An 18,525-nucleotide genomic window follows, 5' to 3' on the forward strand; every position below is an offset into this window, starting at 1 on the left:
GCGGGTGTAGTAACTTGAATAATGAAATTCAAAAATCATTTGAATGCCCAATCTGTAGTAAGAGCAATAACTGTGGCAGCCATTCATGCTGGTGCAGTAAAGAGGTTTTTCCAAGTGGCATTTTTGATTTAGTACCAGCTAATCAATTGAGAAAATCATGTATATGTAAAGAATGCCTTGATAGGTTTAAGGAAGGACAGCAATAAAGCTAACAATTACAGACTTTCCGAACGCGAAAGCCCACTACGGTACGACAAAGCGTTATTTCTAACGGCATGGGGTCTAGAATCCCGTTGCTTCAGCTGTGGGATTGTCAAGGATGTATTTGATAACAAATATGTTCTAACGTGCTATGTGTTTGAGAAAACAGGAGTACTTCGTCACTTCCAAGCAGGGGGAAGCGGCATGGAAATGCTTCGTAAGCGTCTTGGCGTGTATTAAACGAACAATGAACAAGAAAAAGACCGAGTGGCTATCTCAGCGCTTGGTCTTTTTCCTCATACTGCAGGGGGCCTGACAGTGATAGCGTTTTTTATTCGGTAATGGCTCTGTCCTTATATCTTGGTGCAATGGCTTCCGCTTGCTGTTTCCGCTCTGCCGTAATGTTATTTCCGTTAACCTTTTGTTTGTTAGATCCTAAATAAGTGCCCCTATCATTGTTTTGAACAACCGCATGGAAATCTTCATTGATCATTGGCATTAGACTCCTTTTCTAAAGCATTTCTTTCTTAATATGTGCACAATAAGGGAGAAGTAGTCGAGCTTTGTCTAAGAGATGAAACTTGTTCACAAAATGTTCGTAAAATAATTGTATGCAAGGTTTTTATATTGTTTTATAATGAAACCATGCAACACCTTTAGCATACATTAATTGTGAAATGACTAACATATAATTCTTGTTCATAGAAATGAAAACGTTGCCAAAAATGGAGGGAAGAAGAAATGAGTAAATTTTTTTATGATCGAAATTCAGCTGAAATCGAAAACGTAAAGCTCGTAGAGTATGCGGAAGTGATTTATGGAACAGGAGGTCGCTCTGTGTTGGAGAACTTAATGGCGAAGGCTTCAATTCGCCTTAGGGACATGTATCCTGAGAAATCAGATGAGCAAATCTCTTATCTTGTGAATCAAGGTCTGTATAATATGTTTAGCAAATATGTAGAAAAGCATTAAAAGCGCAGGCAATTGCATAAATTCATCCTTCTGACAAAAGCTACAAAGGAATCACTTTTGGCAGGAGGTGCAGTATATGAGTAACGGATCTGGAGGTTCTAAAAAGAACCAAGAAAGCGATGCAAATCAGGTGACTGCGAGTACAAAAGCGCATCAGCGCCGTATGACGCAGATTCAGCAGGAAGAGCATAATGATGGTCGTAAGTATAATGGCAAGATTTAGGTCAGAAACGTACGGCCATATACAGTAACAAACCTAAAAAAGCAGCGTCCCTTGAGCGACGCTGCTTTTTTAGGTTTCGATGCGATTTGGCGTTAAGTAAAACAATCCGCCATTAATGATTTCGAGCACAATTTTTGGTTCATATTGTTCTTGTAGTGCTTGCTTTTCAATCTCGTAGTTATCAGGAACTTCTTCCATATCTGTATAAAATTGATCGAGAAGCTGCAGGTCATGTGCCCATCTAAGGCGCGCTTCTTCTGCCCATGTATGATCCTCTCTTGAAATAAGCGATTTTACAGCTTCTTCAATTCGGACTAATCCGCTTTTTGGCTTTATCATCGGTGTAAGTGTAAAGCAAAAGTCAGGAATTTTCGGAGTGAGCGGAATGGTTTGTAATGTTTCATGGAAATTGTTTACCATCATTCCTGTAATAAGATGTAAACCGAGTGAATACAAGGTTTCTTTTTTTCGATCGCATTGATAAGATACCTTCAAATTAACGCCAAGCCATGGATGAAGAGGGACATTTCCGTTTCCGCTCGCATGAACCCCCTCGTACAAACGAATATAGGCGCCAAGCTCCTGTGCCGCGCGGAAGACTTGATGCAGGCGAGGAGATCCATAATGAACCGCTTCCCCTTTTATATCTTCCGGCGCACGCTGAGGGTCTGTAATAAAAGTAATGCGCATCGGGTTTGGTACGCCGCCTGTTTTCTCTAGATAATGCCAATAAAACGGTCGGTTCATAAGTAATTTATCCATCTCAACAGTGAGCTGTATATCTAGCAATGCGTTTGTAACTGTCCCAATTTCACATTGATTTGCTGTGAAAAAACGGTGCAGGTAATTATGAATTTCATGTTGCTGCATAATGATCCGCTCCTGTTCCGCTTTGCTGTGCAAGCTCGATGATAGAAGTTAAATTATCCATTTTAATCCGTATCTCGCCTTCACTTTTAGAGCTGGCGAAAATTTCATGCAAATGGTCCTCAATATTTTTCATATCAATTCGCGTTAAAATATCATCCAATTCTCCGATTACCCGCTCGAATAGATTGATTTTCTCATATAGCAATTTCAAAATATGTTCTTCTACCGTGTTTTTTGTTGCCATATTGTAAATATGAACATCATGCTTCTGACCGAGACGGTGGATACGGCCGATGCGCTGTTCGAGCCTCATTGGATTCCATGGTAAATCATAGTTAATCATATGGTTGCAAAACTGCAGGTTAATTCCTTCGCCACCGGCCTCTGTCGCAATTAATACTTGTGCGTGATTTTGGAATAATTCCTTCATCCAATCCTTTTTGCCGCGTTTAAATCCCCCGCGAAACGGAACAGATGAAATGCCATGCTGCTTTAAAAACCACTGCAAATACATCTGGGAGGCACGGTATTCTGTAAAAATAATGACTTTATCATTAATCCCTTTAATAATTTCCAGTGTTTTCGTCGCTTTGGAGTTAGACGGAATTGCATTGATTTTCTCCATCATTCGGTGAATGTGGGGGTCAATGATATAGTTAGGATTGTCCCGCTGCCGCTTTTCTACGTATTTCTTCAACGAGAAATAAACTGCCTCCCGGCTGCTGCATGCCTCCCGTTTTAAGGTTAAAGAAGAAAAGGCCGATGTAAATGCATTTTCCGTCCGCCAGTTATGAATCGCTTCATACAGCTCTCGTTCTTGCTTGTTCAAATCAATGAACACCGTATGAACCTGCCGTTTTGGCCATTCGATGCCCGTATTATGACGGCGGTTTCGAACCATGACTTTATTGATGAGCTCTTTTAAATGCTGGTCGGTCTCAAGCGTTCTATTTTTAGAGGCGTAATATTCCTCAAAGTTGGATTGATTGCCAAGGTGACCCGGCTTTAACAGCGAGACGAGATTAAAGATTTCATCAATTTTATTTTGAACAGGCGTAGCCGTCAACAGTAAGCAAAATTTCTTTTTTAGTAGTTGTGCAAACTCATAGTTTTTTGTCTTATTGTTTTTTAGCTTGTGTGCTTCATCAATAATAATTAAATCGTATTCCATATTAAGCACAATATCCCGATGCGGTGTCCGTTTTGCCGTGTCAATGGAAGAGACGATTACATCAGCCTGCTCCCACGAATAGCTTTTTCGCTGGGCCGTAGCAGGAATATAAAACTTTGTATTAAGCTCGTATGCCCATTGGGAGACGAGCGAGGCGGGAACGAGAATAAGAACCTTTTTAACGAGTCCGCGAATCATGTACTCCTTCAAAATCAGCCCAGCCTCAATCGTTTTGCCAAGTCCGACTTCATCAGCTAAAATGGCTTTTCCGTTCATTTCTTCAATGACTGTTTTTGCCGCTTCCAGCTGATGGGGCAGTGGTGTTAAGTGCGGCAAGTATTTTGGCGCCTGCAAGCCTTCAAATGAAGGGATGAGCAGCTGTTTTTCCGTTTCGTATGCAAGATTGTATAAATCCCAATTAGACCACGGGCCGTCGTCTTCTATTTTCTTTAGAAACTCTTCCTGCCAAGACCGGTTTGCCGTCATTTCCACATTCATGTGCTGCGCCCTGCCTTTCTATAAAGTACGAATCCAATTTCTAAATAGCAATATTGCTGATATGAAATGAAAAATGTTAGGATATGGATAAAGAGGATGAAATCTTTTGTATTTTGTCCTGAATTTGTAATTTTTATGTATACTTTTGTGAAAATGTATTGCAGTTGTTTTGCCCAATATAGTAAGGAGGGGGAGAAAACATGGTTGGATTACATCGCACACCATTATTTGACGTGTATGCAGCATACGGAGCGAAAACAATTGATTTCGGAGGCTGGGAGCTGCCCGTTCAGTTTTCCAGCATTAAGGAAGAGCATGAAGCAGTGCGGAGAGCAGCAGGATTGTTTGATGTGTCTCATATGGGAGAAATTACAGTAAAGGGAAGCGGCAGCTTTGACTTTTTACAATTTATGATGACGAATGATCTTGCTTTGTTGTCAAGCGGCGGTGCGCAATATACAGCGATGTGTTATGAGGATGGCGGCACAGTAGATGATTTGCTTGTGTATAAAAAAGGAGAGCAGGATTATCTTCTTGTTGTAAATGCAGCCAATATTCAAAAAGACTATGAGTGGCTTCTTGCTCATGCCACAGATAGAGAAGATGTACAAATTGAAAATGTTTCGGCCAACACCGCACAGCTTGCACTGCAAGGGCCAAAGGCAGAAAATATCCTACAAACCTTAACGGCGGAGAATTTGCAGGCTATTCCGTTTTTTGCATTTAAAGATAACGTCGAAATACAAGGTGTGCGTACTCTTGTGTCCCGAACCGGCTATACGGGAGAGGACGGATTTGAGCTGTATTGTAACAGCGAAGATGCATGCCGGCTTTGGGAACTGATCATGCAGGCGGGGAAGGCTGATGGATTGAAGCCGTGTGGTCTCGGAGCCCGTGATACTCTTCGTTTTGAAGCTGCACTTCCATTATACGGCCAGGAACTGACAAAGGAGATTACGCCTATTGAGGCTAGAATCGGTTTTGCCGTGAAAACGAATAAGAAGCTGCATTTCCTAGGAAAAGAAGTGCTAAAGGAGCAGAAGGAACAAGGAGCCCCCCGTAAGCTAGCAGGAATTGAGATGATAGAGCGGGGCATTCCGCGCAGTCATTACGCGGTGTTTGCAAACGGGAAGAGAATCGGTGAAGTAACAAGCGGGACACAATCACCAACCTTAAAGAAAAATATCGGTTTGGCGTTGTTAGATGAAGCGTTCGTATCGCTTGGTACGGGCGTTGAAGTAGAAATTCGCGGTAAACGGGTAAAGGCTGTTGTTGTACCTATCCCGTTTTATAAACGATCCAAATAGGGGGGATACGTGATGCTGCATCGTTATCTGCCAATGACAGAGGACGACAAAAAACAAATGCTCGAAGTAATTGGAGTCGAGTCGATTGAGGAATTGTTTTCAGATGTTCCTGAACGTGTAAGATTTCAAGGTGATTTGCGAGTGAAGCCTGCAAAAGCTGAGTCTGCATTGGTAAAGGAACTGTCAGAGCTTGCAAGAAAAAATGCAAACACAAAGGAATATGCGTCGTTTCTTGGGGCTGGTGTGTACGATCATTATATTCCGGTAATTGTAGACCATGTTATCTCGCGTTCGGAGTTTTATACAGCATATACACCATATCAGCCTGAGATTTCTCAAGGTGAATTACAGGCAATTTTCGAGTTTCAGACGATGATTTGTGAATTAACAGGAATGGACGTAGCCAATTCCTCTATGTATGACGGCGGTACAGCTCTTGCAGAAGCAGCTATGCTAGCAGCGGGGCATACACGTAAGGAGAAAATTGTTGTATCAAAGGCTGTTCATCCAGAAGCGAGGGCTGTGCTTAAAACATATGCCGCTGGCCAAAACCTAGAGGTGGTAGAGGTCGGCTGCAAGGACGGCGTAACAGACCTAGCGGCGCTTGAGAGCGCGATGACTGAGAACGTTGCTTGTGTTGTTGTACAATATCCCAACTTTTTAGGTCAAGTAGAGAAATTGGCAGACATTGAAACAATCGCCCATCAGCATAAAGGGCTGTTTATTGTATCTGCTAATCCACTGGCACTCGGAGCGTTAACACCTCCCGGCAAATTCGGTGCAGATATTGTCGTAGGTGACGCGCAGCCATTTGGTATTCCAACTCAGTTTGGCGGACCGCACTGCGGTTATTTTGCTACAACAAAGGCGCTCATGCGTAAAATTCCGGGTCGCCTCGTCGGACAAACGACAGATTCAGAGGGGAAAAGAGGCTTTGTATTAACTTTACAGGCACGTGAGCAGCATATTCGCCGTGATAAAGCGACATCGAATATTTGCTCGAATCAAGCGCTCAATGCGCTGGCAGCGGCAGTCGCAATGACAGCGCTCGGGAAACAGGGTGTAAAGGAAATGGCTCTTCAGAATATTTCTAAAACACAGTATACGAAAAAACAATTTGAAAAAAGCGGCTTTACCGTTGCGTTTTCAGGACCTGCTTTTAATGAAATTGTTGTTAATTGCAAGCGTCCGGTAGAGGAAGTAAATAAAGCGCTCACGCAATGCAAGATCATCGGCGGCTATGATCTAGGTAAATATGAGGAAGAGTTTGCCAATCATATGCTCGTTGCCATAACAGAGCTTCGCACGAAAGAGGAAATCGACACGCTTGTAAAGGAAATGGGGGATATGCAATGACAGCGCATGATCAATCGCTCATTTTTGAAATGAGTAAGCGAGGACGCATCGGATATAGTCTGCCGCCTTTAGATGTAGAGGAGGCGGACTTGACAGCTTTGTTTGGCACCGAATATGTCCGCACTGAAGCTGCTGAGCTGCCGGAAGTATCGGAGCTTGATATTATGCGTCATTACACAGCGTTATCGCGGCGCAATCACGGTGTAGATTCTGGCTTTTATCCTCTTGGCTCTTGTACGATGAAATACAATCCAAAAATTAACGAGAGTGTTGCTCGTCTTGCAGGATTTTCTCATATCCATCCGCTTCAGGATGAAAGCACAGTGCAAGGCGCAATGGAGCTTATGTATGACCTTCAGGAGAGTCTAAAGGAAATTACAGGAATGGATGCGGTGACGCTGCAGCCAGCAGCCGGCGCCCACGGGGAATGGACAGGACTCATGTTAATAAGGGCCTATCATGAAGCAAGAGGCGATTATACACGCACAAAGGTGCTCGTTCCAGATTCCGCGCACGGGACAAATCCTGCCTCTGCAACAGTAGCCGGGTTTGAGACCATTACAGTGAAATCTGATGAAAACGGTCTTGTTGACTTAGACGATTTAAAGCGATATGTCGGCCAGGATACAGCAGCTTTAATGCTGACAAATCCAAATACACTTGGATTATTTGAACGGAATATTTTAGAAATGGCGAGCATTGTACACGAAGCTGGCGGAAAACTGTATTACGATGGCGCAAATTTAAATGCAGTGCTGGGCAAGGCCCGCCCGGGAGATATGGGCTTTGATGTTGTGCATTTAAACCTTCATAAAACATTTACAGGTCCACATGGAGGCGGTGGTCCTGGATCTGGACCTGTTGGTGTGAAGGCGGACTTAATTCCGTTTTTGCCGAAGCCGATATTAGAAAAAACGGATGATGGCTATGTATTTGATTACGATCGTCCAGCGTCTATCGGTCGCGTGAAGCCGTATTACGGAAATTTTGGCATTAACGTTCGCGCTTATACGTACATTCGCTCTATGGGGCCAGAAGGCTTGCGTCAGGTTACAGAATATGCTGTATTAAATGCTAACTACATGATGAGACGGCTTGCCCCGTATTATGATGTGCCGTTTGATCAGCACTGCAAGCATGAATTCGTGCTATCGGGAAGGCGGCAAAAGAAGCTTGGCGCAAGAACGCTTGATATTGCCAAACGTTTATTAGACTTCGGCTATCATCCGCCGACAATCTATTTTCCGCTGAATGTTGAGGAATGCATGATGATTGAACCGACGGAAACGGAATCGAAGGAAACACTGGATGCGTTTATTGATGTAATGATCCAAATTGCGAAGGAAGTAGAGGAAAACCCAGAGATGGTACAGGAGGCGCCGCATACGACTGTTGTAAAGCGTCTTGACGAAACGAAGGCGGCGCGAAAGCCCATTTTACGCTATGAGAAGATGTAGCTCGCCGATTGGCGAGCCCTGCTCTTAGGCGAAGGCAGAGGCGTAGTTGCACTAATCCTGTATTCCTAAAATTTCTTACAGTGTAAATAAGGCCTGCTCCCCGGTAGGTCTTATTTATCTGCATGACCTGTTCCTATTTCCGCTCTCGCGTAAAAGATAAAAGAGCTTTGGAGCGGGTGGGTTGCTTATCAGAATCGTGCAGGGCATCCTAGTTTTTCTCATATATGTCTTGCGCCTGCGCTTGCACCCATGATATAGTGGGGACGGAAAAAAGGTCCAATAGATAGGCTTTGCGGGCTGGGGAAGTTTTCAATCAGCATCTAGGGTTCATTTACACATACCGTCTATCAAACAACAGGCATATAACAGGGTCTGCAGCCATACACTTTGAAATGGTAATACCGAGGAGAGAGGGGAACAGTATGGGGCAAAACATCAGCTTTTATCTATTTATCACAGCTTTCGTAGCGGTGGCTGCTGTAACAGTCTATTTGATTGTGAACAATGATTGGTACAATGCTGTCAATCCAATTATGTTGGTGTTCATGTATATCGGCATTGCAGTTGTCAGTTTTGGTATGAGAGAAGAGATGTTAAACCGATTTGAGAAGTAGTACATAGAAAAAGAGCTAAACGGCCGCGTTTAGCTCTTTTTCATTAGGTGAAGACAGAGGGGGAGCTGCACTTTGTTTCACTTAACAGAGCGTGCCCGCTAGGTTCTAGCGAAAGATACTTGTAACAACGTGATAAAACGATCGCGCACTCCAAACATGAGCCGGAATGTTATACGCATGGACTGTTATGCTTAGAGATACAACTAAAATGATAAACAAAAAGAAAAAAAGCAACATATGTTTATGAAAGGACACTTCCATTTCATTCGCTCCCTTCTTTATATATGTTTATCTTTTGTTAAGATATAGAATTTATGAGTGAAAATCCTAGCTGATTGCTTTTAAACCAACAACACCAATTACGATACAGCTCAAATACATGATCCGCCGCCAATCGGCAGGTTCCCGAAAAAATAAAATACCGATAATGACACTGCCGGCTGTTCCGATGCCCGTCCATACCGCATATGCTGTTCCCATCGGCAATTCCTGCATCGCTTTTGATAAAAAGAAAAAGCTTAAGCTAAAACTTGTAACAAGCGCTAGGAACGAAAAGATATTCTTTCGTTCACTCGCCATTTTCATCGAAAAAACACCCGCTACTTCCCCAAATCCCGCTAGAATAAGAAATACCCAAGCCATGATTACTATGCCTCTCCTTTCTGCTTAGCTGTTAGCTGTTTTAAGCCAATTACCCCGCCAATCAAAAGCGCGATAAACAGCAGCTTTGCGATAGATACAGGCTCCCCAAAGAATATCATTTCCACAATGACAATGCTGCTTGTTCCAATACCTGTAAATACGGCATACACCGTGCCGATAGGAAGCGTTTTAAATGCACGAAACAAAAACCAAAAGCTAAGTAAAATAGCAGCTGCGACTCCTGCCCATTCTAGGGGAGAGCTTGCGTGCTTTAAGCCCATCACCCAAAAGACTTCAATGAAGCCGCCTATAAGTACATAAATCCAACCCATCATGAAGCTCCTTTCCTTATATGTGAATTCCTCGCCAAAAAATAGGCCAAGCTGCATGCAGCCGCTTTTGAAAGCCATCCAGTCCACTGTATTGCAGTTCGATCATCAGTCCGTCAAATAGGCATAAATAGGCGGCTGCCGCCATCTCTGCATTTTCGGCAGTAATTGTTTTTTTCTCGATGGCCTCTGCAAACACAGGGGTAAGCAAATGTCCAGCTTCTTCCACGTAGTGATTTGCCTTCTCTACAATCCGATCCTTGAATGCGGCTGGGGGGAAAAATAAGGAACGAAGCCAAAACATTGCTTCTACATTTTCATAAAAGCGTCGTCCATAACTTTCGAGTAACTCATATAAAAAAGAGGATAGGCTTTTACCTTCATACGCTGCCACGCAGCTTCGCAAGTAATCTAGGTCTCGCTCAAGCGATGTGTCTAAGCAAACGAAATAGAGCTGTTCTTTTCCTGTAAAGTGTGAGTATAGTGAAGGCTTCTTAATGCCAACGTCATGTGCGATATCGGAGAGAGACGTACCTTCATATCCAAATTGAGCGAAGCGGGCAAGAGCTGCTTCTTTAATACGAGTAGCTGTCATACCAATCAACCTTCCTACCGTTCGTTAGTTTAACAGTAAAAGAAAAGAGAGAAAAAGTCAAGGAAGGATTTCCTTGCAAATGAGTCGAAACGGTAAGAAAAAGGAGGCTTAGAGGATGATTTTCTTTTCGTTTCCTGTTTTAGAGACGGAGCGCTTTCGGTTACGAGAGTTAACAAAGGAAGACGCGCCCCATTTGTATGGTTATTTCTCCGATGAAGAGGTTGTACAATATTATGGTTTAGAGCCGTTTACACGAAAGGAACAGGCAGAGCAATTTGTGACGCAGATAAAGAGCGGCTTTCGTAATGGGATGATGATCCGGTGGGCAATTGTTGATAAAGAAACAGGTGAGTTCCTGGGAACGGTCGGCTACCATAATTGGAATCGGCAGCATCGCCGTGCGGAAATTGGCTATGAATTAAAGAAAGAGGTGTGGAGAAGGGGCATTATGACAGAGGTGCTGAAAACGGCAATTCCGTTTGGATTTGATAGGCTCCTTTTGAATCGAATTGGCGCAACTGTACGGGCAGAAAATATCTCCTCACGCCAACTTCTTCGTAAATTTAGATTTTCAGAGGAAGGTATACTTCAGGAATATCAATGTTACCTAGGTGAATTTTATGATTTGCTGATGTATGGCCTAACTCGCAGCACTTATGAAGAAAAGGCGGGAAAGAAACAATGCTAGTAAGTAGAAAGGAGTTTCATATGCGAAAAATTAGCGTTTTATTGCTAACTCTTTGTTTCTTTGCGGCTGGCTGTCAAGCAAAAGACGAAAGTTTGCCAGTAGATCAAAGCGCTGAGCCAAGGGAGGAGCCTTCATTTAAGGTTGAAGCTGCTATGCATGAAGATCACACTCAGGTAAAGCTGCTGCTTCATAATCTGGAGGATCAGCCGCTTTCACTAACTTTTCCGTCCTCGCAGCAGTTTGAGGTTATCATAAAGCGTGCAAGTGGAGAAGAGTTGTACCGTTATTCAAAGGGTAAAATGTTCTCGCAAGCATTAACATCTGTTAGCTTGCAGCCAGGCGAGACAAAGACGTGGGAAGTCGCTTGGAATTACGATGAAAAACCGTTTCAACAGGGAGAAACGTATTCAATTACAGGAAAACTGCTCCCAATTGAGGTAAACGGAAAGAAAGCGGCAGCTAATCTATTTACAGAAACGATTTCTTATAAAGCCGATGGAAGGATAGATGGGGCCGAAGACACATTGGATGTTGCAGTAGAAAAGCAGGGGAACGACGGTGCATACACACTTTCAGGCGGGGCTGTACCAGAAGTAGAGCAAGCCTATTATGCCGTTTCAGAGGGGCATATTATGCTTGTAAAGGAAACAGCATTTGATATAAGCAAGCCATGGAAAATTTCTATTAGGATTCCAAAGGAGCAGCTGCCAACAAACGGAACTGTCATTTTGGAAATGTATGCAAAAGAGAAAAAGACGAAAACGGTTGTCCGAAAATTGGTCGTGCTGGATCAATTTCCCAATGCGTCCTCCGGTTCTGAAAGATAATAGCTTACAGGAATAGAGCAGTGTAAAGAAAACTCGCCGATTGTGGCGAGTTTTCTTTAGCAAGATTAAGAAGATACGAATATTTAATGTCTGCTTTTCTTAATTTATGCTTTCTTTTTAATTTTTCCTGTCCAAGCTTTAAAGCCGCCTTGAAGCTGATACAGCTCCTTATACTTCTTTTTCTTGAGGAATTGCCCAGCACGTCCTGTGCGGAGGCCATTCTGGCAATACATATAAACCGGTTGATCAGGACGGATTTCCTTATAACGCATCCGTAGCTGCGATAATGGAATGTTACGGGAACCGAGAATATGTCCTGCGTTATACTCATCTGGTTCGCGAATATCAATCAGTTGCGCTTTGCGGTAGCCAGCGCGAAATTCTTCTTCTGTAAGCGATTTAACAATTTTACGCTGATAAAAGAACAGAATGACAGAATATGCCATAAGGATTACAATGGCTACAAGGAAGATGGTTAGATTAGCTGACAAGATGAATCGACTCCTTTTCTCTTACTTCTACCATTCATATTATAATGGTGCTATCATGATATGCAATATATTCATGGATAGGAGAATGAAATTTCGTATCTTTTCACAAAATCTCACGAATTTGGTAGACTAGATAACGTGCAAACAACACTAGGCAAGAGGTGGAATATGGAAAAAGAACAATGGTATTATATCAACTCAGGAAAATGTTCTCCTTCTTATAACATGGCACTAGATGAATGCCTGCTGAATTGGCAGAGCGCAGGTGCTATGCCAGCAACGATTCGATTTTACGAATGGGAGGTTCCAACTCTATCAATTGGATACTTTCAGCGTGTCGAAAAGGAAATTGATATGGAGGAAGTGGAAAAACGCGGATTTGGCTTTGTGCGCCGTCAAACAGGGGGGCGGAGTGTCCTGCATGACCGTGAACTCACTTATAGCGTGATTGTCTCGGAAAACCATCCTAAGATGCCAAAGACAGTCACAGAAGCGTATCGTGTCATTTCTCAAGGGCTGCTAGAAGGATTTCGCGCGCTGGGACTGAATGCGTATTTTGCTGTTCCGAAGACCGAGCAGGAGCGTGAGGATTTAAAAAATCCGCGGTCTGCTGTTTGTTTTGATGCTCCGTCCTGGTATGAAATTGTTGTGGAGGGGCGTAAGATTGCAGGCAGCGCACAAACGCGCCAACGTGGAGTAATCCTGCAGCACGGATCAATTCCGCTCGAAATTGACCTAGATACATTATATGACTTATTCCTCTTTCCAAATGAACGCTTGAAGGAGCGTATGAAAAGTATGTTTTCATCTAAGGCGGTAGCAATCAACGAACTAACGGATCAAACGTTTACAATCGAACAGCTCATTGAAGCATTTCGAGTTGGTTTTGAAAAGGGGATGGAAATTGAGCTAGTTCCCTATGAACTGACAGGGGAACAACGTGAGGAAGTAGAGCGTCTTGCAAAGGAAAAATATGAAAGTGAAGAATGGAATTATAGAAAATAAAAACGGGTCTAACGAACAGATAGTGCTCGTTAACCAGCAAGGAGAATTTGCCGATAGGCGCGCACTTGGGCGAAGATAGAGGGACGGTTGCCCAGATAGTTCACTCCTAAAATTTCCTGTTATGTCGAATTAACAGCTAGAAATGTATCTTTTTTTAAATGTGAATTAGACCAACAAGCAAAGCTGTTCACTGTAAGAGAAGGGGCTTGCTTGTCGGTCTATTTTTCATATACACCTATAGGTTCTTGCAGCCAAAACGAAAGGCAGCTGACATGAAAATTCCATTTTTACAATTAAGATCTAGAGAGGGGAGATCCACCTCAGATATTATCACATGTAAAAGATGTGCTCTGTTATTCTACAAAATCGAATTTTTATACAAGATTTAATATTTTATCAAGACTGATGCCTTTTGTTTTGAGTTCACGAAGACTGCGAACAGCATTCATAATGTCTGCGTCAAAATCTAATGAAATTCCTTGCTTGTTTAGTTCTTCTCTTAGGGATTCAATGGAATCATCCAAGTCCAGACCTAAATCATAATCCTGACAAACCTCTTTTGCTTTGGAAACAAGCCGTTCATACTTTCCAGCCAATTCGGATTGTGTTTCTGGTGCAAATGGCTCCTCCGGTGCTGCGTGTCTGACTGGAGGTGTTGTTACCTCTGCAGCGCGTCTGACAGGTTCAGGTGCTATTTGCTTAGCAGCTGGTATACTGGATGCGCTTACTGTCTCAGCCTTTACTGGCGGAACGATTGGTTCGTTCACTTTTTGTACGATAGTTTCCATACGAGCTGGGGCTGGAGGTGGTGATACGGGTTCCGCTTTGACCGTTCTCTCTTTCTCAGGAGGCGTCGTTGTATGTATAGCGGCAGGCTTTTTCTCAGCCTCTTTTGCTGCAATCAGTTCAGCTTCGATCGCTTCTTCTTCCTCCTGCGTCTCTTTACTCCACATTACCCGTTCGATTTCCAGTGTCACGTTATTTTTTTTCATATCTGTCAGCAGTGCTTTACCAACCTCTGCCTTGCCTGTAAAATCAACTGTTTTGTAAATGACGCTTTTATTCCAATCCACTTTGCCGCTTAGAAATAACTCTTCATTGGACTTCGGATGTAACCCCTCGATTTTAATCTCTTCATTCACGCCATTTTTGCTGTACACCATAATTAAAGAGGCTGTTACCTCCTTATCAGCAAGCATGAGTTCACGCACCATTTTTCCAGTCCGCACATTCGTTTGTTTCTTAACCGACATTCCTTTTCCCCTCTCATCCATTCATAGTTACAAAAATTCGAATAACAAAATAATGGCTCACGAAATCATATCATACAGAGAAAAAAAGAGGTGAGTCAACCATTTGCTTCGATACTTTAAAAAATTATAAAATTCCAGCCGCCAGTTATGCAGCTCAGCAGAGATTTTCCGCATTAAAGTAAGTATACATGCAACTACGCCTCTAATTTCACTAATTAGCAAATTTTTTTTTCGTTTTAAGAAAGTATATGTTCTGGGTATTGTTTAGATCCGGCATCCTGCTTCCGTCTCTGTTTTTCTTATTTTGGATTTTTTTTGCATAATTATGTCTGTCATCCATTTGTAAAATTAGTCAGGTATTATTGCTGTGCATATACAGCTCGTATAGAAGGGAGCAAGATTCCCTCCTCATGCAGCCGTTTCGCAAGTCGGAATTTTGCTTCCTGCGCCGCTTGTAAATAATGCACATCCTGTACTGTGGCGACAATGGAAAACTTAAAGCCATAGGGAGATGCATCAAGAGAGGATAACCCCCAGTAGTGATATGCTTCTACAAATTCACCATCTGTATCCCGCAACAGGTATTCCATATGCAGCTCATTCAGTTCTTCGCATAGTGACTCGAGCAGCACGCGCACACGGGCCGGATCTTCTTTAAAATCGATAATGACGCTTTCAAAAACACGCCGATGATTCACATTTCCATTTATAACCTTTAATACTTCCCCATTTGGCACCGTCATTAAGCGGCCATCTGTTAGACGGACGCTTACAGCGCGAAAGCCTAACTCTTCTACTGCTCCCGCCAATTCGTTATTAATCGTTACAAAATCCCCTTTTTTGAGCTGGCCTTCAAATAGGAAGAAAAATCCGTACAGAAAATCTTTAATGGCAGACTGTGCACCGAAGCCTACGATGGCGGTTAATACTCCGCCTGCAACAAGAATATTCCTCCAATCAACAAACGGTTGGATGGCTGTTATCAAAACGAGGATGAGCGTTAAATATTTGGATGTGTTTTTGACGACAGACTCAATGGTCCCCTCCTTTTTTTCGTCGATAAAGCTCGTTCGTTGAAAAAATTGATGAAGCGAATAGCGAAGAACCCAAAATCCGCAGGAGGCTATGATATATGTGAAAATTACATCAATAATGACCTCACCATAGCGGTTGGCATAAATACCGGATACAAAGGACCACATGGCTTTCCCTCCATTTTCATAAGAACGTATAACTTGTTTGGTCGATGGCGAGTTTTCTTTACACTGTAAGAAAGTAGAAATTTCCAACTGGAAGCCAATTCGACGTAGTTGGAAATTTTAGAAATACAGTATAAGAGCAACTATGCCTCTGTCTTCGCCCAAAGGCAGGGCTCGCCAATCAGCGAGTTTTCTTTATCTATTCTTTTCAATTATACAGAATGACAAAGAAAAGTGCCGTTGGCAAGAAATTTTTTATTCTTTAGGAAAATATAAATTTTCAGCTAGAAGCTCATTTGGCACAGATGAGGATTTTAGGAATACAGTATAAGGGCAGCTGTGCCTCTGCCTTCGCCTAACGGCTCGCTAACCGGCGAGTTGTCTTTACAAGATAAGAAAGTATAACTTTTGGGGGGATGTCTAGCTCCAAGGCCCAAAATGCAGACTCCGGTTCACCCCTACGCTGCCATAAAAGGCGGACCTTGTCCGCTTTTCTTAGGAGTCTCCAATTTTTTAGTATGGAAATCATTAAGCTTACACAAAGGTAAGTATTTTGTTCATACTACAGGTGAGGAAGGTGAGTGCAGTGGAGCCATTTATACCGAAGTTAGTATATATTGAGCCGCAAGCGTTAGAATATCCACTCGGGAAAGAGCTGTATGACAAATTTACAAATATGGGGCTAGAAATTCGCGAAACAACTTCTCATAATCAAATTCGAAATCTGCCGGGAGAAAATGAGCTGCAGCAATATCGTGTTGCGAAATCCACCCTCGTCGTTGGTGTGAGACGAACATTAAAGTTTGATACATCAAAGCCATCGGCAGAATATGCGATTCCGCTTGCGACCGGATGTATGGGACACTGTCATTACTGTTATTTACAGACCACGCTTGGCAGTAAGCCATATGTTCGTGTGTATGTAAACCTGGATGAGATTTTTTCCCAAGCGCAAACCTATATGGACGAGCGTGCGCCGCAGGTTACGCGCTTTGAAGCAGCGTGTACATCTGATATTGTTGGAATTGATCATTTGACACATGCATTGAAAAAAACCATTGAATTTATCGGACAGACAGAGTATGGCCGATTGCGGTTTGTCACGAAGTACTCCCATGTTGATCATTTGTTAGATGCGAAGCATAATGGAAAAACACGCTTTCGCTTTAGTGTAAATTCTCGATATGTGATTAAAAATTTTGAGCCGGGGACGTCTCCGTTTGAGGAGCGAATTGCAGCTGCACGAAAGGTAGCGCAGGCCGGTTATCCACTGGGATTCATTGTTGCGCCCATTTATAGGCATGATGAATGGGTGGAGGGCTACCATGAATTGTTTCAGCGCTTACACGCGTCTCTGAAGGATTTAGAACTGCCGAATCTCTCGTTTGAAATGATTCAGCATCGCTTTACAAAGCCTGCGAAAAAGGTCATTCAGCAGCGCTACCCGAACACGAAGCTTGAAATGGATGAAGAAAAGAGAAAATATAAGTGGGGTCGGTATGGTATTGGAAAATATGTGTATCCAACAGATGAAGCCGCAGAGTTAGAGGAAACCATCCGTTCTTACATTGCGGAATATTTTCCACAGGCGGAAATTCAATATTTTACGTAAGGACTTAGCGCCTCTTCCCTTGTCACGAAGCGCGTTCTATTGTATCATTTTATTGATTGCTTAGCGCGGAGGATAAAAAAACTCGCCGATTGGCGAGCCTATAGGCGAAGACAGAGGCGTAGTTGCACTTGTACTGTATTCCTAAAATTCCCGACTACGTCGAAAAAGCTTCTATCTAGGAATTTATACCTCCTTAAAGTAAGAAAAAGGATTGGATGGAGGAAACTGATGCCTACCCCTAGTATGGAAGATTATATAGAACAGATTTACCTTTTAATTGAAGAGAAGGGCTATGCCCGGGTATCCGATATTGCGGAAGCGTTAAGTGTACATCCGTCGTCCGTTACAAAAATGGTACAGAAGCTTGATAAAGATGAATACTTAATTTATGAAAAATACAGAGGTCTTGTACTAACTGCAAAAGGAAAGAAAATTGGAAAGCGTCTCGTATATCGCCACGAGCTGCTTGAGCAGTTTATGCGTATCATCGGAGTGGAGGAAAGTACCATTTACGGAGATGTTGAGGGAATTGAGCACCATCTCAGCTGGGATGCTATTGACCGAATCGGTGATCTTGTCCAATATTTTGAAGAAGATGCTTCTCGTGTAGAAACCCTTCGTAATATACAAAAAACAAATGGGGAATAAAGAAAACTTGCTGATTGGCGAGCCTTGCCCTTGGGCGCAAACAGAGGCGTAGCCCGTATTCCTAAAATTTTCGACTACGCCGAATCCGCTTCTAGTTAGAACTGTATATTTTCTTGAAGTGTAGAAAAAAGACCGCACATCAAAACGATGCGCGGTCTTTCTTTTTGCCTTTTTTCCCTTCAATGACAGTTAAATGGGATTGCTTTCGCTTCTTTTTTAGTAAACCAAGAGATGCCTTTTTGTTCTTTGCGTCTAAAGACAATTTTTTGTTTAGAGGTGTTACATTCGGTTTTGCATATTTCCGCTTAGACTGTTTAGCTGCACGATTGTAAGAGGAATTGCTGTTTTTTCCCTGACCTGTAAATAGTTTGTATAGCCAGTAAAAAGCAACTACCACAATCCCGATGGTTAAAAGGTTTTTTAAGAGACCACCAGGATCCTCAACAGCAAAAGAGACAAGCTGGAATATTGCCAGCCCGATGACGAGAAAGAAAAGGACTAAGGCAAAGGATCGACCGTTCAAAGGGATGCACCTCCTAATGTCATTGCTTTAGAAAAATAAAACAT

Annotated in this window: 22 protein-coding genes and 1 pseudogene; 13 read left to right on the top strand and 10 right to left on the bottom strand. The window is 42.7% G+C overall.

The window, feature by feature from the left end:
* Positions 1–14 precede the first annotated feature (14 nt).
* Together AAHB12_RS00195 and AAHB12_RS00200 are read left to right on the top strand one after the other, a co-directional pair.
* Positions 15–206: a cysteine-rich CWC family protein gene (locus tag AAHB12_RS00195; protein WP_129727202.1), complete on the top strand. Its 192-nt coding sequence runs from the start codon at positions 15–17 to the stop codon at positions 204–206.
* 112 nt (positions 207–318) lie between these two features.
* Positions 319–452: pseudogene (locus AAHB12_RS00200) on the top strand (TlpA family protein disulfide reductase); the annotation flags it as partial.
* 80 nt (positions 453–532) lie between these two features.
* On the opposite strand, the gene AAHB12_RS00205 reads toward AAHB12_RS00200, so the two are convergent.
* A complete protein-coding gene (locus AAHB12_RS00205) occupies positions 533–694 on the bottom strand; it encodes a hypothetical protein (protein ID WP_342043933.1) in 162 nt (53 codons plus the stop codon).
* Positions 695–942: 248 nt separating this feature from the next.
* On the opposite strand from AAHB12_RS00205, the gene AAHB12_RS00210 reads away from it, so the two are divergent.
* Both AAHB12_RS00210 and AAHB12_RS00215 read left to right on the top strand, forming a co-directional pair.
* Positions 943–1,173 carry a hypothetical protein gene (locus tag AAHB12_RS00210; protein ID WP_129727201.1) on the top strand — a complete coding sequence of 77 codons (231 nt, stop codon included), beginning with the start codon at positions 943–945 and terminating at the stop codon, positions 1,171–1,173.
* Positions 1,174–1,249: 76 nt separating this feature from the next.
* Complete coding sequence (locus tag AAHB12_RS00215; RefSeq protein WP_165350714.1) at positions 1,250–1,396, top strand: hypothetical protein; 147 nt, start codon at positions 1,250–1,252, stop codon at positions 1,394–1,396.
* Between the two features lie 69 nt (positions 1,397–1,465).
* On the opposite strand, the gene AAHB12_RS00220 is transcribed toward AAHB12_RS00215, so the two are convergent.
* Positions 1,466–2,266, bottom strand: coding sequence for a YqhG family protein (locus AAHB12_RS00220; protein WP_129727200.1), 801 nt, complete (start codon positions 2,264–2,266; stop codon positions 1,466–1,468).
* Positions 2,253–3,935 carry a DEAD/DEAH box helicase gene (locus tag AAHB12_RS00225; protein ID WP_129727199.1) on the bottom strand — a complete coding sequence of 561 codons (1,683 nt, stop codon included), beginning with the start codon at positions 3,933–3,935 and terminating at the stop codon, positions 2,253–2,255. The genes AAHB12_RS00220 and AAHB12_RS00225 overlap by 14 nt, the downstream gene beginning before the upstream one ends.
* 200 nt (positions 3,936–4,135) lie before the next feature.
* On the opposite strand from AAHB12_RS00225, the gene gcvT reads away from it, so the two are divergent.
* The 4 genes from gcvT to AAHB12_RS00245 all read left to right on the top strand — a co-directional run bounded on the left by gcvT (position 4,136) and on the right by AAHB12_RS00245 (position 8,669).
* On the top strand, positions 4,136–5,242 hold the full coding sequence (gcvT, locus tag AAHB12_RS00230) for a glycine cleavage system aminomethyltransferase GcvT (protein WP_129727198.1): 1,107 nt from the start codon (positions 4,136–4,138) through the stop codon (positions 5,240–5,242).
* Between the two features lie 12 nt (positions 5,243–5,254).
* Entirely contained in the window at positions 5,255–6,598 is a 1,344-nt protein-coding gene (gene gcvPA / locus AAHB12_RS00235) for an aminomethyl-transferring glycine dehydrogenase subunit GcvPA (RefSeq protein WP_342043934.1), read from the top strand.
* The gene (gene gcvPB, locus AAHB12_RS00240; protein ID WP_342043935.1) at positions 6,595–8,055 is read left to right on the top strand and encodes an aminomethyl-transferring glycine dehydrogenase subunit GcvPB; all 1,461 of its coding nucleotides are present in this window, start codon (positions 6,595–6,597) and stop codon (positions 8,053–8,055) included. The genes gcvPA and gcvPB overlap by 4 nt, the downstream gene beginning before the upstream one ends.
* Before the next feature lie 422 nt (positions 8,056–8,477).
* Positions 8,478–8,669 (top strand): hypothetical protein, encoded by a 192-nt coding sequence (locus tag AAHB12_RS00245; RefSeq protein WP_129727195.1) that lies wholly within the window; start codon positions 8,478–8,480, stop codon positions 8,667–8,669.
* A gap of 327 nt (positions 8,670–8,996) precedes the next feature.
* Here AAHB12_RS00245 and AAHB12_RS00250 read toward each other — a convergent pair whose 3' ends face one another.
* From AAHB12_RS00250 to AAHB12_RS00260, 3 genes are read right to left on the bottom strand one after another with little or no spacing between them, the layout of a single operon-like run.
* Positions 8,997–9,311, bottom strand: coding sequence for a DMT family transporter (locus AAHB12_RS00250; protein WP_129727194.1), 315 nt, complete (start codon positions 9,309–9,311; stop codon positions 8,997–8,999).
* 5 nt (positions 9,312–9,316) lie between these two features.
* Entirely contained in the window at positions 9,317–9,643 is a 327-nt protein-coding gene (locus AAHB12_RS00255) for a DMT family transporter (RefSeq protein ID WP_129727395.1), read from the bottom strand.
* A 16-nt stretch (positions 9,644–9,659) separates the two neighbouring features.
* Complete coding sequence (locus AAHB12_RS00260) at positions 9,660–10,235, bottom strand: TetR/AcrR family transcriptional regulator (RefSeq protein WP_446715496.1); 576 nt, start codon at positions 10,233–10,235, stop codon at positions 9,660–9,662.
* Positions 10,236–10,350: 115 nt separating this feature from the next.
* Between AAHB12_RS00260 and AAHB12_RS00265 the strand changes: the two genes are divergently transcribed.
* Together AAHB12_RS00265 and AAHB12_RS00270 are read left to right on the top strand one after the other, a co-directional pair.
* Complete coding sequence (locus AAHB12_RS00265) at positions 10,351–10,923, top strand: GNAT family N-acetyltransferase (protein ID WP_129727193.1); 573 nt, start codon at positions 10,351–10,353, stop codon at positions 10,921–10,923.
* Positions 10,924–10,943: 20 nt separating this feature from the next.
* Positions 10,944–11,750 (top strand): BsuPI-related putative proteinase inhibitor, encoded by an 807-nt coding sequence (locus AAHB12_RS00270; protein WP_342043937.1) that lies wholly within the window; start codon positions 10,944–10,946, stop codon positions 11,748–11,750.
* 104 nt (positions 11,751–11,854) lie between these two features.
* On the opposite strand, the gene AAHB12_RS00275 is transcribed toward AAHB12_RS00270, so the two are convergent.
* Positions 11,855–12,241: a rhodanese-like domain-containing protein gene (locus tag AAHB12_RS00275; RefSeq protein WP_129727191.1), complete on the bottom strand. Its 387-nt coding sequence runs from the start codon at positions 12,239–12,241 to the stop codon at positions 11,855–11,857.
* A 168-nt stretch (positions 12,242–12,409) separates the two neighbouring features.
* Here AAHB12_RS00275 and AAHB12_RS00280 point away from each other — a divergent pair, with 168 nt between their 5' ends.
* A complete protein-coding gene (locus tag AAHB12_RS00280) occupies positions 12,410–13,246 on the top strand; it encodes a lipoate--protein ligase family protein (protein WP_342043938.1) in 837 nt (278 codons plus the stop codon).
* A gap of 374 nt (positions 13,247–13,620) precedes the next feature.
* On the opposite strand, the gene AAHB12_RS00285 is transcribed toward AAHB12_RS00280, so the two are convergent.
* Positions 13,621–14,499: a hypothetical protein gene (locus AAHB12_RS00285; protein ID WP_342043939.1), complete on the bottom strand. Its 879-nt coding sequence runs from the start codon at positions 14,497–14,499 to the stop codon at positions 13,621–13,623.
* A 359-nt stretch (positions 14,500–14,858) separates the two neighbouring features.
* Complete coding sequence (locus AAHB12_RS00290; protein WP_129727188.1) at positions 14,859–15,701, bottom strand: mechanosensitive ion channel family protein; 843 nt, start codon at positions 15,699–15,701, stop codon at positions 14,859–14,861.
* A 583-nt stretch (positions 15,702–16,284) separates the two neighbouring features.
* Between AAHB12_RS00290 and splB the strand changes: the two genes are divergently transcribed.
* Positions 16,285–17,310, top strand: coding sequence for a spore photoproduct lyase (gene splB, locus AAHB12_RS00295; RefSeq protein ID WP_129727393.1), 1,026 nt, complete (start codon positions 16,285–16,287; stop codon positions 17,308–17,310).
* Positions 17,311–17,538: 228 nt separating this feature from the next.
* A complete protein-coding gene (gene mntR / locus AAHB12_RS00300; RefSeq protein WP_129727187.1) occupies positions 17,539–17,958 on the top strand; it encodes a transcriptional regulator MntR in 420 nt (139 codons plus the stop codon).
* Between the two features lie 139 nt (positions 17,959–18,097).
* On the opposite strand, the gene AAHB12_RS00305 is transcribed toward mntR, so the two are convergent.
* Positions 18,098–18,481, bottom strand: coding sequence for an SA1362 family protein (locus AAHB12_RS00305; RefSeq protein ID WP_129727186.1), 384 nt, complete (start codon positions 18,479–18,481; stop codon positions 18,098–18,100).
* Between the last annotated feature and the right edge of the window lie 44 nt (positions 18,482–18,525).

The sequence above is a fragment of the Bacillus sp. OTU530 genome, from assembly GCF_038440375.1.